The sequence below is a fragment of the Ruegeria sp. HKCCD6157 genome, from assembly GCF_013110685.1.
Taxonomy (GTDB): Bacteria; Pseudomonadota; Alphaproteobacteria; order Rhodobacterales; family Rhodobacteraceae; genus Ruegeria.
In genome coordinates this window covers 1,765,710-1,780,751 of the sequence record NZ_WVRB01000001.1, presented here as the reverse complement: position 1 = coordinate 1,780,751, position 15,042 = coordinate 1,765,710, and the positions used below count along the sequence as shown (strand labels likewise).

Below are 15,042 nucleotides of genomic sequence, written 5' to 3'. Positions count from 1 at the left end.
CCGGATATGTGTCTGTACTCGACCTGAAATCAGAGTAGTATTTACCTGTAAACGAACGCATTTCATACGAAATGTGAATTCAATGGGATAAAATGCAGGGATTTGCATCAGAATTCAGCTCTGCCATCGCGCTGATCTTTGAGGGAGACTCAGAGCTGTGGGCGATTGTGCTGTTGTCCCTGAAAGTATCCGTGTTTGCGGTTCTGATTTCCGCCCTGATCGGCATGCCCGTCGGTGCCGCCCTGGCTGTGGCCAGGTTTCCGGGGCGGCGGATGCTGATCGTTCTGATGAATGCCCTGATGGGGTTCCCGCCCGTGGTCGTGGGGCTGCTGGTCTATCTGATGCTGTCCCGCTCCGGCCCGTTGGGTGTGCTAGAGCTATTGTATACCCCGACGGCCATGATCATTGCGCAGGTCGTGTTGGTCACACCCATTATCGCGGCATTGACCAGGCAGGTGGTCGAAATGCTGGCCGAGGAATACTCTGAACAGCTGCGATCATTGGGCGTGTCGCGGCTGGCATCGGTTCCCGTGCTTCTCTGGGATGCGCGGCTGGCACTGGTTACGGCCTTGCTTGCGGGGTTTGGGCGCGCCATTGCCGAGGTCGGCGCGGTGATCATCGTGGGCGGCAACATCAATCATGTGACGCGCGTGATGACGACAACGATCGCGTTGGAGACGTCAAAGGGAAATCTAGCGCTGGCTCTGGCGCTGGGGGCAATTCTGATTGGGATCGCGGTGGCCGTGAACGCGATGGTCAGCGCGGTTAGCCTGCGGGCCGAACGGGAAGGGGTACGTCATGCGTGACCTGTTCTGCGACGCGGTGAGTTGCCTGAAGGTCGAGAACCTGCAAATCCGCAGTAACGGCAAGGCGTTGTTGGACGTCTCGTCATTGGTTCTGGATGGGCCGGGGCCAACTTTGATTCTTGGCCCCAACGGTGCAGGCAAAAGCCTGTTGCTGCGCTGCCTGCACGGGCTGATCACGCCGGATCGGGGGCAGGTCGTCCAGGGTGGAAAACCGCTGCGCGCGGAACAGAAAGCCCGCCAGGCCATGGTGTTTCAGAAACCGGTTCTGCTGCGTCGATCGGTTGCGGCGAACCTTGACTTCGTTCTCAAGCGTCAAGGCATGGGGCGAAGGGCCCGTAAGGCCCGTATCGCCGAACTGCTGGCCGAAGGCGGGCTGGACGGCAAGGCCAGACAACCTGCGCGGTCATTGTCCGGGGGAGAGGCGCAGCGATTGGCGATTCTCCGCGCGCTGGCGCTGGACCCCGAGACCTTGTTTCTGGACGAGCCCACCAGCGCTCTGGATCCAAGCGCGACCCAGATGATCGAACGAATGATATTGCGGGCATCGGCTCGGGCCGTGCGGATCGTGATGGTGACGCATGATATCGGTCAGGCACGTCGTTTGGCCTCGGACGTGGTCATGATGCAGGGCGGACATGTCGTGGAACATGGTGTGGCAAAACAGGTTTTGGATTCACCCGAAAGCGATGCGTCGCGCCGCTATTTGGCGGGCGGATTGGTTACCTGAAACAGAGAAAGCGGAGAGAGTGATGTTCCGGAAACCAATTCGGGCAGCGGCGGTGGCTTTGGGCCTGTTGACCAGCGCGGTTTCGGCGGAAGAGCCGTTTATTGTGGTGCAGTCGACCACGTCCACACAAAACTCGGGACTGTTGGAATACATCCTTCCGTGGTTCGAAGCCGATTCAGGTATCGATGTCCGTGTCGTGGCGGTTGGAACCGGTCAGGCCATTCGCAACGCCATCAACGGGGACGGGGATGTTCTTTTGGTTCACTCCAAACCGGCCGAGGAGAAGTTCGTTGCTGACGGTTGGGGCGTAGAGCGGAAGAATCTGATGTACAATGATTTCGTTCTGGTCGGCCCCAAGTCTGACCCTGCCGGAATTCGCGGCGGCGCCGATGTGTTGGCCGCGCTGTCGAAAATCGCCGAGGCCGAAGCGCCGTTTGCATCACGCGGTGACGACAGCGGAACACACAAGGCTGAACTGGGCTATTGGTCCGCAGCCGGGCTGGACCCTGCCGAAACTTCGGGTACGTGGTATCGCGAGACCGGATCTGGTATGGGCGCGACGCTGAACGTGGCCAGTGGAATGGATGCCTATACGCTGACGGATCGGGCCACGTGGCTGTCGTTTGGGAACCGGGGAAATCTTGAGGTATTGGTCGAAGGGGATCCACGCCTGTTCAATCAATACGGCGTGATTCTTGTAAACCCTGACAAGCACGCGCATGTGCGGGCGACGGCCGGCCAGCGTTTCATCGACTGGCTGACGGGGCCGGACGGGCAGGAGGCGATTGCGTCGTTCAGGCTAGACGGGCAGCAGGTGTTCTTTCCGAACGCCGACTAAGCCGGCCTGCGGCGGGCGCATCCTGACAAGGTAAAAGGCGGATGAGGGCTCAACCGCTGGCACCGTTGTGGTGGATCGTGCCCAGGCCCGACAGGTCGTAGCCACCGAATTCACGGGCCCTTTGCGCAAATTGATCCGAGCGCAGCAGCGTTATCAGTTTCTGCATTGGCGGATCAAAATATGACCTGCGCCAAATCGCCAGATCCAGCCTCTCGGAATGGGTGGGGACGAAACCCAGGTTGTAAAGCCCTGCCAAAGCCCCCAGCCCAAAGCCGGCCTCGGCCTTTTCGCCGTGAAGGGCGATGGCCAGTTCCTCTTCGGTGCGTGCGCAGCCGGGGGTTGCGTCCAGATCGTCTCGGCTCATGCCATGGGCTTCCAGCTGGCTATCGAACAGGTGTTGGCTGGCCGCACTGTCCTGACGCATGATCACGCGGCGCGATTTGAGATCCTTGAACGATTTGATATCCGATATGCCCGGGGCAAGAAGCAGCCCGCGCTTGCGCCGGGCGACTTCGTACAACACCACCGGCCCTTCGCCCAAGGCGTCCCGCAGGGATTTTTCGTTGAACCCTCCGTCTTCGTGGATATGCAACACGGCCGCCTGTGCGCTGCGTTCGCTCAGCCGTGTCAGCCCGTCAAAGGAGCCGTCGTAATAGGTGGCAAGCCCCGATCCGCTTTCACGCAGCGCCCAGTCCAACAGAGGATCATGGCTGCCTGCTACAATCGGAGGCAGGGGCGGTTCGGCCACCTGCGGACCGGATCGCGACGCGTTGAGCCAAGCAATGATCTCGGCCCGCGGGAACAGCAGCTTGCCCATGGCGCGAACACAGGGCACCTCGCCCGAGGAGGCAAGATCATAGGCTTTGCGCTCGCCGATGCGCAGCAAATCGGCCAGTTCGCGGGTGGTCAGGTATTGCGACATTCAGTCGAGGCGAACGGCAGAGCCGGACGTGGCGTCGGCGGCGGTGAATCCGATCCGATCCAGCACGACAGGGGCTGCCACTGCAATGACGACCATTGCGGCGACCGCGGCAAGAAAGGCTTTCATGGTCTCCTCCAGTTCAGTTCCGGGCACCCGTTGCGTGGCGCAGAAAAGCAATAAGATCCTGACGATCCTGAGCTTGTGTAATTCGCTGCATCGGCATCTTGGACCCCGGAATGTAATGGTCAGGCCCTTCGTCGAAAAGAGCATTTATCGTTTCGTCATTCCAAATGATATCAGAGCCTTGCAGCGTATCCGAGTACAAATATCCCGGTAACGTGCCCGCGCGTCTGCCGAAAACCCCGTGCAAGGAGGGACCTGCGCGGCGCTGGCTGTCGGGGGTGAGACTGTGACAGATCGAGCATTTCCGCGCGAACTGACGCTCACCATTGTCCATCTCGTCGGGGTTTTGCAAAAAACTCGGCTCGGCAGAAGCCATCTGTGGTCGGTCGGACAAGGCGTTGACCGGCCAACTGTACATGGCCTCGTCGATCCCGCCAGCATGGATGTTTTCACCATCGACCGAAAAGGCCAGGGCCCAGACTGGCCCCCGCGACGTTGCACGAAAGTCCTGCGCGATGCGCCAGTCCGAGGTATCGATGACCATGATATAGCCTTCGCCGTCACCAACGGCCAGAAACCGACGATCCGGGCTGAGCGCCATGGCAAGGATCGGGCGACGATCCAGAGTGAAATCGCGTTCTTCACCGGTGGAAAGGTCCAGTATTCGGGTCACTCCGTCAACGGCACCGTAAGCGATCCAGTTGTCCTGTTCATTCAGGACCAGTTCGTTGATGCCGAACCCGTGTTCGATGAGCCGGATGATCTCTTGCCCAGTCGAGATATCCCAAATGCGCAGCGACCCATCCATGCCTGCTGAATAAAGCCGTGTGCCATCAGAAGAAAACACCACCGCGTTCACACCGCTTCCGGTTGGCCCAAGAGTTGTGGGCGCGGCTCCGTTCACGGGCCAAAGCCCAATCGTTCCGTCCCAACTGGCGGTTGCGACGTGGGTCATGGATGCTGCCAGACCCACGATCTTGCCCTGATGTCGCCCAACCACGTCGCCACCGGGCCACTTGCGCAGGGTGAAGTCATCTCCGGCCGAGTAGATGGCCGTGCCATTGAAGGCAACGGCGTTCACGGCGGCTTCGTGACCTTCCAGCCATTCGGGGGTCCGATCAGCCCACAGCCCGACGGAATTGTCGAAACTGGCTGTTGCGATGCGCCCGTCCGGGGCTGTGGCGATCCCCATGATTGGGCCGCCATGTCCCTTGAGTGTGAAGAATTCGGCCAAGGCGGGCAGAGGGATCAGCGCCAGGGCCAGAACCAGCCCCCGCATCTATTCAGCAGGCGAGGCGGCGGTTTTGCCTGCCTCTTTTTCCTGAACTTCTTCCAGCCACAAAGAGTGGTGTTCACGGGCCCATTGTTCTTCGACCTCGCCGGTGCCCATGGCGTCAAAGGCGCCCTCCATTCCGACAGAGCCGAGATAGATATGCGCCACGATGATCGCAATGAACACATAAGCAACCATCACGTGCCAGACCTGAGCATATTGCATTTCTTCCTGCGGCGACATCTGCTCCGGCAGGTTCAGGCCCATCATTTGTGGAATACCGGTTGCATTGGCGATCTGGAAGGTTTTGGCAAACAAGGGCATCTCGAACGGGAACAACAGCGACAGGCCTGACAGGCTGATGGAGACGCCCAGCAGGATGCAGGCCCAGAATATGATCTTTTGACCGGCGTTGAACTTCTTGGCCGGTGGGTGGCTGTTCTTGGTGAACAACCCGCCACCTGCGGCCAGCCATTTCAGATCGACGCGGTTTGGGATGTTGTGGGCAATCCAGTTTACCGTGACGATGATCAGGCCCAGCATGAAGGCCCAGGCCAGATTGTTGTGCAACCACTTGCAGCCCTGCGCGAGGGCCGCAAAGCCCTCTTTCCCGAAAACCGGGATCAGGAAGTCGCGCCCATAAAGCGTCAGCAGGCCCGTGACGCCAAGGATCAGGAACGACCCGGCAAACAGCCAATGGCCGAACCGCTCGAATCCGTTGAAACGCGTGACCGTGCGGCCGGTTTTCTCACCGTCGATGCGAATTTTGCCTCGGATCAGGAAAAACAACAGGATGATGCCCAGCATCCCGACTGTGATATAGGTGCCGTATTCGCGCAGCGGTCCGGTGCGGAAGGTCAGCCACCACATGCCGCCATCCTGAATCAGCACGCTGTCTGCCGGACCATGAGAAGACACCGTCACATCAGCCGAGCCATAGCGCAAAGCGCGATACACGTCACTGTCCGAGGCCACACCACGCGTGCCAAGCTGCCCCAGCAACCCCTCGGCATTGCCCTGACCTGTGTTCTCGGAACGATAGCTGTTGTCGACGGTTTCACCACGCTGCCGGGCGAGAATGTCTTCTAGGGTTGTTGCTCCGCCGGTCGAGGTGCGCTCATCCGCCGTGGGTTCAGAGGTCTCTTGCGCCCATGCGGCTCCGGTCAGAAAAATCGAAACGAGCAGAAACTGAATCAGACGCATAGGGATATCCTCCTGTGCATTTTCATATCAGCGGTCAAATCCACCGATTTGCTGGTGAAAAACGGCGCCGACTGGCGTGAGCGCTTCGCGAAGATCATCCTTGGCCGGACCATACACGTCCAATCCCACTGGCGTCAGTAGGGCCAGAAACCGTTCAGCGAAGTTAGCACCAAAATTTTGCATATGTATCATGGCATCTTCGGAACTGGCATAGCGTTCATAGATATGAACAGCCGAACCGGTCATGTGCCATTCATAGCTTCTGGCGCCGGTTTCTTGCAGCGTGGCCGCGACCATTTCCGCCATAAGCGCTTCGAACTCATCCTTTTTATCCAGATCGAGGTCAAGCTTCAGCAGCCAGTAAACATGATTGGTCATGCGCGCCTCTCAAATTTGTTTGCTGTGACGTTGCAGGAAACGGATCCCCGATCACATCACCTGAAAAGCCCCCCGCAAAGGGCGGGAGGCTGTTTTGTCAAAAGCCCGATTTCAACCGTCTTTCTGGTCGTAGGCCGTGCCCCAACCCCAGGCGCCCGAGCCGAAACCGCGCGCCACGACGCGCTCACGGTAAACTGCGGAAACCACGTCGCCGTCACCGGCGAGCAGGGCCTTGGTGGAACACATTTCGGCGCAGATGGGCAGCTTGCCCTCGGCGATCCGGTTGCGACCGTATTTGGCGAACTCTGCGGTTGAGTGCGTTTCTTCGGGGCCGCCGGCGCAGAAGGTACATTTGTCCATCTTGCCGCGCGATCCGAAGTTACCCGCCTGCGGATATTGCGGCGCGCCGAAGGGGCACGCATAGAAGCAATAGCCGCAGCCAATGCACAGGTCCTTGGAGTGCAGCACGACCCCTTCTTCGTTCTGATAGAAGCAGTCGACCGGGCACACCGCCATGCACGGCGCATCCGAACAATGCATACAGGCGACCGAGATCGAGCGTTCGCCCGGGTTGCCGTCATTGATCGTCACCACCCTGCGGCGGTTGATGCCCCACGGCACCTCGTGTTCGTTCTTACACGCGGTTACGCAGGCGTTGCACTCGATGCAGCGTTCAGCGTCGCAGAGAAACTTTGCTCTAGCCATTAATCGTCCTCCTTACGCTGCCCAGATCTTGCAGAGAGTCGCCTTGGTCTCCTGCATCTGGGTTACTGAATCATAGCCGTAGGTCTGGGCGGTGTTGGTACTTTCACCCAGCACATAGGGGTCTGCACCTTTGGGGTATTTCTCCCTGAGGTCCTCGCCCTGGAAATGGCCGCCGAAGTGGAACGGCATGAAGGCCACGCCGGCACCGACCCTGTTGGTCAGCATCGCCATCACCTTGACCTTGCCGCCCTCGGGGCCTTCGACCCAGACCTGTGATCCGTCCCGAATGCCAAGGTTGTTGGCATCACGCGGGTTGATCTCGACGAACATGTCCTGCTGAAGCTCAGCCAACCACGGATTGGACCGGGTTTCGTCACCGCCGCCTTCATATTCGACCAGACGACCAGACGTGAGGATTATCGGGTAATCCTTTGAAAAGTCGTTCTTCTGGATCGATGCATAAAGGGTGGGCAGGCGATAGGCCTGACGGTCCTCGTAGGTGGGATAGTCCGCCACCAGATCGCGCCGATTGGTATAGAGCGGCTCGCGATGCAGTGGGATCGGATCCGGGAAGGTCCAGACAACCGCGCGGGCCTTGGCGTTCCCGAAGGGCGCACAGCCATGTGCGATCGCGACCCGCTGGATGCCGCCGGACAGGTCGGTTTTCCAGTTGGTCTTTGGTCCGGCCACGGCGTCGATAGCCGCGCGTTCCTCGGCCGTCAGATCACCGTCCCAGCCAAGATCCATCAGCATCTGCATCGTAAACTCTGGATAGCCATCCTGAATTTCCGATCCAACGCTATAGACCCCTTCGGCCAGCAGGTTGTCGCCGTCGCGTTCCACGCCGAAACGGGCACGGAAGGTCAGGCCGCCTTCAGCCACCGGTTTGGACATGTCATAGAGGTTTGGTGTCCCCGTATGGCCCATTTCCGGTGTGCCCCAACAGGGCCACGGTAGACCGTAATATTCGCCGTCGTTTGGTCCACCAATGGCTTGCAGCGTGGTTCTGTCGAACGTGTGCTGGTTGGCCATATGACTTTTCAGACGTTCCGGCGACTGACCGGTATAGCCGATGGTCCAGAGGCCCGAGTTGAACTCACGCGTGATGCTTTCAACATTCGGGGTTTCCGGGTCTTCCATCTCGATATTGCGGAAGAACCGATCCGCCCAGCCGAATTTGTTGGCGAACTTGGCCATGATGACCTCGTCCGGCAGACTTTCGAACAGCGGATCGACCACCTTGTCGCGCCATTGCAGCGACCGGTTCGAGGCCGTGACCGAGCCACGGGTTTCGAACTGCGTGCAGGCCGGCAACAGGTAAACGCCATCGGTCCGGTCATGCAAAACGGCGGAAACGGTGGGATACGGGTCGATCACGACCAGCATGTCCAGCTTTTCCATCGCCGTCTTCATTTCCGTCATCCGGGTCTGCGAGTTGGGCGCGTGGCCCCACAGAACCATGGCGCGGACATTGTTGTCCTGATCCATGTTGGCCGGGTCTTCCAGAACACCGTCGATCCAGCGAGAAACAGGAATGCCGCGCTCGTTCTGCAGCGGTTTGTCCTTGCCGTCCTTGTCCTTGATCGTGGCAAATTGACCGGCCAGCCATTCAGGTTCTTCGCCCCAGACACGGGCCCAGTGACCCCATGCGCCTGCGGACAAGCCATAATAGCCGGGCAGGGTATGGGAAAGAACACCAAGGTCCGTTGCGCCCTGAACGTTGTCATGACCGCGGAAGATGTTGGTGCCTCCGCCCGAGGTTCCCATGTTGCCCAGTGCAAGCTGAAGTACACAATACGCGCGGGTGTTGTTGTTGCCGTTGGTGTGCTGCGTTCCGCCCATGCACCAGACAACCGTTCCAGGACGGTTGTTGGCCATCGTGCGGGCAACCCGCTTCAACTGCGATCCCGGAGTGCCGGTGACACGTTCCACCTCATCCGGGTTCCACTTGGCAACTTCTTCGCGGATCTGATCCATGCCCCAGACACGGGTGCGGATGAATTCCTTGTCTTCCCAACCGTTGTCGAAGATGTGCCACAGGATACCCCAGATCAGCGCAACGTCCGTGCCGGGGCGGAAGCGGACATATTCATCCGCATGCGCCGCGGTACGCGTAAAGCGCGGATCGCAGACGATCAGCGGGGCGTTGTTCTGCTCTTTTGCGCGCAGAATATGTAGCAGCGAGACGGGATGCGCCTCGGCCGGGTTGCCGCCGATGATGAAGATCGCCTTGCTGTTGTGCATGTCGTTGTAGCTGTTGGTCATGGCGCCGTAGCCCCATGTATTCGCAACGCCAGCAACCGTGGTTGAGTGGCAGATCCGGGCCTGATGGTCCACGTTGTTCGTGCCCCAGTAGGCGGCGAACTTGCGGAACAGATAGGCCTGTTCGTTGTTGTGCTTGGCGGAACCCAGCCAGTACACGCTGTCAGGCCCGGATTCTTCGCGGATGCTCATCATGCCGTCGCCGATCTCGTTGATCGCCTCTTCCCAGCTGATGCGCTTCCACTCTCCGCCTTCCTTTTTCATCGGATATTTCAGGCGGCGCTCGCCATGGGCGTGCTCGCGAACGGCGGCACCCTTGGCGCAATGGGCGCCCAGGTTGAACGGACTGTCCCAGCCGGGCTCCTGCCCGATCCAGACGCCGTTCTGAACTTCGGCAACCACCGTGCAACCGACCGAACAATGCGTGCAGACGGATTTGATGTTCTCGACAGCCGTGTTGGCTGCGGTCTGGGCGCTGGCTGGCGTCACGGTTCCACCCGTGGCGCTGATCGCGGCAAGGCCGCCGATCGTCAGGCCCGAGCCACGCAGGAATGCGCGGCGATCGACGGTTTTCTCGCCGACCTGGGACAGGATACTTGTCCGCTGGGGGCGTCTCGCAACCCCGTTGGTCTTTTTCCTAAGCATTTGTTTCCTCCCTTGCGCGCCGTGTATGCCACGGCTGGCTTGGTACTGCTGAAGCCGACGTCGGGGCCAATCGCAACCGTCAGTCGGGTGTGAAAACGTCCGATCCTAGAACCGGGTGCTTTCGATGTAGGCGCGTGTATGCGCGGTATCCTGGATGCGGGTATCGTCTGTCGGCGCTTCGGCCGCTTCGGCTTTCCCAGTCAGGCTGGCGGCGGCAACAGCAGCAGGCGCTGCGGTTCCGGCCAGTTTGAGGAAGTCGCGGCGTGTGGTGCCTTCTTCCTTGGTCTTGCTCATGGGCTCCTCCTGTCCCAATTGCGGTTTGGTGCCCACGGGGCACCGGCGATTTGCGGGCTACCCCGCTGTCATCCGGAACGCTTCGCGCTCGATCTCCATGAATACCCGACCGGCGGTGCCGACGGATGCATAGAGAACCGAGTTTTCAGCAGCTTCCAAATCCGAATAGAAATGTGCGGCCCATGGGCCGATATGTTTGCTCCAGAACGCTTTCTGGTCTTCAAGCGATGCCGGGCTTCTAAAACGCCCAACGATCATGCCTGCCATCATCTCCATCAATGAGGCGATGTTGTCCTCGGGCTCAAACACGTTCTGGGCGCGTGTGATCCCACGCACCGCCATGTCATTGCGGAGCTGCGCAAGAGGTTTCTCGTTCAGAAAACCCGTGAGGTAGAAGCTGGCATATGGCAGCAATTCGCCCCGACCCAAACCGATGAACAATGCATTGAATTCCCGCTCCGCGGCGGCGGGCTTGGTGACCTTTGCAACCCGCGCCATGGCTTGGATGGCCTGACCAAGATCTGTGTCATCCCCGCTGAGGCCCGCCATTTGATCCAGCAGCATCTGGTCGGGTGGACCGGCCAGCAGCAAGCCCAGAAAGTTGTAGAAATCCGCGCGCAGGCGATCCTCGGCTGAAACGTCCAGAGTGTGCGCGTCACTTGCGGTCATTCGGTCATCCTTCAAATTCAAATGTCATTCGACGTGGCGCCGGGGGAAGGTCGATTTCTTCCGGCTCGTCCGCCCGAGCGACGGAAACCGGCTCGGGCCCGGTATCGGGTTCGACCGGCTCGGCCTCGGGTTCAGCGCGCGTATCGCCTTCGCTTTCAGCAGCATCGTCTTTGGCCTCTTCCGCGTCGGCCGCCAGTGCTTCGATATGTGCCATCATACCTTTTCCAACTTGATAGGCGGTTTGCATGTTTTCGATCACGCAGGCCGCATCGGTGTAGTCCTCGCCGTAATCAACCAGCCCGTCGACATTGGCCAGAACCGGGTTCAGCCGCCACAGCCGACGCAAAGCCCGACGGCGCAGGCGATCAGGCACGGCCTTGGCCATGAAGCCCGAAACATCGTCGCCGGGTTGCAGGGTCTCTGGGTCGGGAAGGTTGAACTCGGCGAGGATCTCGGCGTCATCCTTTTCTTCCAGCTCCGCTTGCCGTTCTGCGATCGCCTGTTCTTCAAGGGCTAGTGCCTCGGCCTTGGCTTCGGCCTGAACGGCGGCCTTTCGGCGAGACCAGAAATCATCGGGCCGGTTCATTGCAGCGCCTTTCTCGGGGCGCGATACACGTCCGACGTCTGCCGGATACGAGCATCACCCTTACCGTCTTCAACCAGATCTGTCCGCTTCTTGTCGCGGCGGCGCTTGACGAAAACTTCGTGCTGATGATGTTTCAAAGTAAAATCGCGAACCCAGGCAATCAACCCTTCGGTCATCGGGATCTTCTCGACAATTTCTTCGCCGGTATCCGCATAGTCCTGCCCCTCGAACGGAGAGGCGGTGATCAGCACTGCATTCAGGGGTGTTTCGCCCTTCAGTTCGTCCCGCAGCACAAGGTACAGCGAAGGCTGACCATCCGACAGGTTGACCATGTAGGCTTCGGTTTCATCTGCCCAAAGCGTCAGGGGCAAGGTGGCCGCGTGATACTCGACCGCATCGCCTTCGCGGCGCAGTTCCTGCCAGTCGGCCGGCCCCGCGCCGGGTAAAAGGGCCACAGCGCGCCAGTTCCACCGGGCCCACCGTGTGACCCCGGGTGTCTTGCGCACGATGACGCCAACCGGCATTTCAGTCTGGCTTGCGGCCTTGGCCACTGGCTCCTCCCCGAAAGGCTCTCCCCTGCCTTTCCAAGTCCACTATGGTACACAAACTGGCTGTGTGCCAAGCCTAAGCTCTACGACTTTGGTCGTAGCCCAGGGTAGCAACTGCGTGAGCAGGTCCTGTGAATGCTTGTGTTTCGTGGCATTTATTGCCGAAATTCAACCCTATGCAGGAAACGCGGCAAGGGGTTGAAGTTGCTTTCCCAGGGGTACAGCCTAGTGTGCATGGAACCGGGACGGTTACCCGAGGAGAGGATATGGCCACGAAACTACTGCTATGTGATTGCGCCGGAACACAGGCAATCGATCCGGACAAGATCGAAAGCGCCTGCGGCGTTGCCTGTTCCAGGTTGCATACCGCGCTTTGTACCGATGAGTTGCAGTCCGCCGCCGCCTTGATGAAAGAAGGTGATACCGTCATCGCTTGTGCGCAAGAGCATGACGTTTTTAGGTCACTGGCCGAAGACCTGAATATCGACGTGCCCGGATTTGTCGATCTGCGCGATCGGGCCGGGTGGTCAGACCAAGGTGCGGATGCGACCCCCAAGATGGCGGCATTGGCGGCCGAGGCCGTTCTGGCGCAACCGGTCACACCCAGCGTGGATGTCTTCAGTGAAGGCACCTGTTTCATCATCGGACCCGGTGCGGTGGCCTTTGATCTGGCAGAGCGTCTGGCGGATTCGTTGGCAGTGACCGTAATGACGACTGATTTGTCAGAGCCCCTCTCTCGCGCCTATGACGTGGTACGGGGGCAGCTTCGTTGGGTTTCTGGTGCGCTTGGTGGGTTTTCGTTGCGTCTGGACGCGCTTCAGCAGGTTGTGCCCGGTGGGCGCGGCGCGTTTGCTTGGACCGATCCAAAGGACGGTGCGCTTTCATCGTGTGACATTGTCATCGATCTGGCAGGAGAAACGCCCTTTGTTCAGGCCCCGGACAAGCGCGAAGGCTATCTGCGGGCTGATCCCAGGGATGCGGTTTCCGTGGAACGTTTGGCTTTTGAAGCCGCGCAATTGGTGGGGACATTCGAAAAGCCGCTTTATGTGCGCGTGGAAGAAACCCTGTGTGCCCATTCCCGGGCCGAGCAGGTGGGCTGTACCAACTGTCTGGATATCTGCCCAACCGGTGCGATTTCCCCGGCGGGCGAGCATGTGGCGATTGACCCGATGGTATGTGCAGGCTGTGGTGCTTGCGCCGCGCTGTGCCCTTCAACGGCCATAACCTACGAAGACCCACCTGTTTCGGCGCTGTTGTCGCGGATGCATATTCTGGCCCGTACCTATCGACGGGCCGGCGGCACCGCGCCTCGGTTGCTTGTCCATGACGCCCACGGGGCCGAAATGATCCGGTTGGCGGCGCGTTTCGGACGTGGATTACCTTCGGACGTGATCCCATTGGAATTGAATGTGATATCTGGCTTTGGCCATGCCGAGATGCTGGCTGCTCTGGCGCATGGGTTCGCGCGGGTGGATGTGCTGTTGGCGCCGACGACTGAACGCGAGGCGCTGAACCGAGAGCTTGAATTGGCACATGCCATTGCAGGCCCCGACGGCATAGGCCTGATTGACGAAGCAGACCCCGATGCGATGTCCGATCTGCTGTACGGACAAGCGGTGCCCCGGCCTTTGTCCGACCCGGTCCTGCCTATGGGCAATCGCCGGCAAATTGCGCGGCTGGCAGCCCAGGCGCTGAACCCGCAGGCTGAATCGCCTTTGCCGCTGCCCGAAAACGCGCCTTATGGCGCGGTTGCAGTGAATACCGACAGCTGCACCCTGTGCCTCAGCTGTGTGTCCCTTTGCCCGTCCGGTGCTTTGATCGACAACCCGGACAAGCCGCAATTGAACTTCCAGCAAGATGCCTGTCTGCAATGCGGGATGTGCAAGACCATATGCCCCGAGGATGCGATCACGCTTGTTCCACAACTTGATCTCAGCGATGCGGCCCTGTCACAGCAGGTTCTGAACGAAGAAGAACCTTTTGCCTGCGTGGAATGCGGGGCATTGTTCGGCGTGAAGTCCACGGTTGAGCGGATCATGGAGAAGCTGTCGGGCACGCATCCGATGTTCGCGACGTCGGATCAGGCGCGGATGATCCAGATGTGTGACAATTGCCGGGTGAACGTGCAGTTCCAACAGCAAGACAATCCTTTCCAGTCAAAGCCCAAGCCTCGGGTCGTCACGACCGAGGATTACTATTCAGACAGAAAGGATCACTGAAGTTTCAGAGGTGCACCCAGATCCGCAGCGTCGATGCGCGATACGAACGCCAGGATCGCGTCAAGATCGTCCAATGTCATCTCAACCGGGTGAATAGGAGACGGGCGTTCGGGATCGAAAGGCGGTGTCAGACCGTCGATCTGTGTGAATGCGGGGTGGGGGTTCAGGGCGAAAAACGCTTCGAATCGCTGCGACCAGTCGGGCATTGCGCGCAGAACGGCGAAAGAGGGCGTCGACCCCAGGCCATTCATGCGGTTCCTTGGCCCGATGACATGACAGCGCCCGCAATGGGTCATCGAAAGTTCTTCGCCAAGTTGGGTGTCGCCTTCAACGATGTCACCGGACTCAACCACGGCAATATCAAAACTGGCAGAGTAGGGCCCTCCGTCTGCCGGGGCAAAGCTTTCCACCGTGCGCTTGCCGATATCCGATTTCAGCCATTCAAGAAAACGGGTCTGGCGGTCGTTGTCTTCGATACGCAGGTGATAGATCACGTCGTTGCGGGCAAAGACCGGATCACCGGGCGGCGCGGTTTCCAGCACCATGACCCCGGCGTCGTCTGCAATAACACGGATCCCGGTCTTGAGAGAGAAGCGAGGAAGGATATGTTGCAACAGGCCGGAGTCTTTAACCTCTGCCGGGGCCGCAAGGCCAATCGCCTCTTGCGACCAAGAGGGGGTGGCAGAGAGCGTCAGGCTCAGGCACAAGAGGACAAAGCGCATGGCTCAACGTAACTTCGCGGGGCGGGATGCGTCAAATGTACAGACAAAGACGGAGACACGTGCAATGAGCGGCGAGTCGATACGCACGCCCCTGTCAGCAGGGCGGATCAAGGGGAACAAGC

At 59.7% G+C, this 15,042-nt stretch carries 16 protein-coding genes; 4 read left to right on the top strand and 12 right to left on the bottom strand.

The genetic code is table 11. The features are described 5' to 3' along the window. Window positions 1-92: 92 nt before the first annotated feature. From GS612_RS08550 to GS612_RS08540, 3 genes are read left to right on the top strand one after another with little or no spacing between them, the layout of a single operon-like run. Complete coding sequence (locus GS612_RS08550; RefSeq protein ID WP_152457703.1) at window positions 93-806, top strand: ABC transporter permease; 714 nt, start codon at window positions 93-95, stop codon at window positions 804-806. Further along, complete coding sequence (locus GS612_RS08545) at window positions 799-1,533, top strand: ATP-binding cassette domain-containing protein (RefSeq protein WP_171639660.1); 735 nt, start codon at window positions 799-801, stop codon at window positions 1,531-1,533. The genes GS612_RS08550 and GS612_RS08545 overlap by 8 nt, the downstream gene beginning before the upstream one ends. Window positions 1,534-1,555: 22 nt before the next feature. Continuing rightward, window positions 1,556-2,371, top strand: a complete 816-nt coding sequence (locus GS612_RS08540) for a substrate-binding domain-containing protein (RefSeq protein WP_171639659.1) — start codon at window positions 1,556-1,558, stop codon at window positions 2,369-2,371. Between the two features lie 49 nt (window positions 2,372-2,420). On the opposite strand, the gene GS612_RS08535 is transcribed toward GS612_RS08540, so the two are convergent. The 11 genes from GS612_RS08535 to GS612_RS08490 form a co-directional block, all read right to left on the bottom strand. Beyond that, entirely contained in the window at window positions 2,421-3,293 is an 873-nt protein-coding gene (locus tag GS612_RS08535) for a helix-turn-helix transcriptional regulator (RefSeq protein WP_171363009.1), read from the bottom strand. Next, complete coding sequence (locus GS612_RS20640) at window positions 3,294-3,419, bottom strand: hypothetical protein (protein ID WP_256367747.1); 126 nt, start codon at window positions 3,417-3,419, stop codon at window positions 3,294-3,296. It abuts the gene before it with no gap. Window positions 3,420-3,432: 13 nt separating this feature from the next. Next, the gene (locus GS612_RS08530; RefSeq protein ID WP_171639658.1) at window positions 3,433-4,695 is read right to left on the bottom strand and encodes a c-type cytochrome; all 1,263 of its coding nucleotides are present in this window, start codon (window positions 4,693-4,695) and stop codon (window positions 3,433-3,435) included. Next, window positions 4,696-5,892: a formate dehydrogenase subunit gamma gene (locus tag GS612_RS08525; RefSeq protein ID WP_171639657.1), complete on the bottom strand. Its 1,197-nt coding sequence runs from the start codon at window positions 5,890-5,892 to the stop codon at window positions 4,696-4,698. Between the two features lie 27 nt (window positions 5,893-5,919). Beyond that, the gene (locus GS612_RS08520) at window positions 5,920-6,270 is read right to left on the bottom strand and encodes a putative quinol monooxygenase (protein WP_171231803.1); all 351 of its coding nucleotides are present in this window, start codon (window positions 6,268-6,270) and stop codon (window positions 5,920-5,922) included. A gap of 111 nt (window positions 6,271-6,381) precedes the next feature. Continuing rightward, window positions 6,382-6,975 (bottom strand): formate dehydrogenase FDH3 subunit beta, encoded by a 594-nt coding sequence (gene fdh3B, locus GS612_RS08515; RefSeq protein WP_010439472.1) that lies wholly within the window; start codon window positions 6,973-6,975, stop codon window positions 6,382-6,384. A gap of 12 nt (window positions 6,976-6,987) precedes the next feature. Next, window positions 6,988-9,882: a formate dehydrogenase subunit alpha gene (locus tag GS612_RS08510; RefSeq protein ID WP_152457710.1), complete on the bottom strand. Its 2,895-nt coding sequence runs from the start codon at window positions 9,880-9,882 to the stop codon at window positions 6,988-6,990. Between the two features lie 105 nt (window positions 9,883-9,987). Beyond that, window positions 9,988-10,176: a ubiquinol-cytochrome c reductase iron-sulfur subunit N-terminal domain-containing protein gene (locus GS612_RS08505; RefSeq protein ID WP_152457711.1), complete on the bottom strand. Its 189-nt coding sequence runs from the start codon at window positions 10,174-10,176 to the stop codon at window positions 9,988-9,990. Window positions 10,177-10,233: 57 nt separating this feature from the next. Next, on the bottom strand, window positions 10,234-10,845 hold the full coding sequence (locus tag GS612_RS08500) for a molecular chaperone (protein ID WP_152457712.1): 612 nt from the start codon (window positions 10,843-10,845) through the stop codon (window positions 10,234-10,236). 4 nt (window positions 10,846-10,849) lie between these two features. Then, window positions 10,850-11,431, bottom strand: coding sequence for a DUF3306 domain-containing protein (locus GS612_RS08495; protein WP_171639656.1), 582 nt, complete (start codon window positions 11,429-11,431; stop codon window positions 10,850-10,852). Then, complete coding sequence (locus tag GS612_RS08490) at window positions 11,428-11,982, bottom strand: DUF3305 domain-containing protein (RefSeq protein WP_152457714.1); 555 nt, start codon at window positions 11,980-11,982, stop codon at window positions 11,428-11,430. Before GS612_RS08490 ends, GS612_RS08495 begins: the two co-directional genes overlap by 4 nt. Before the next feature lie 263 nt (window positions 11,983-12,245). On the opposite strand from GS612_RS08490, the gene GS612_RS08485 reads away from it, so the two are divergent. After that, entirely contained in the window at window positions 12,246-14,198 is a 1,953-nt protein-coding gene (locus GS612_RS08485) for a 4Fe-4S binding protein (RefSeq protein ID WP_171639655.1), read from the top strand. On the opposite strand, the gene GS612_RS08480 is transcribed toward GS612_RS08485, so the two are convergent. Continuing rightward, entirely contained in the window at window positions 14,192-14,920 is a 729-nt protein-coding gene (locus tag GS612_RS08480; protein ID WP_152457716.1) for a cytochrome c, read from the bottom strand. The two genes, GS612_RS08485 and GS612_RS08480, sit on opposite strands and share 7 nt — an antisense overlap. Window positions 14,921-15,042: the final 122 nt, after the last annotated feature.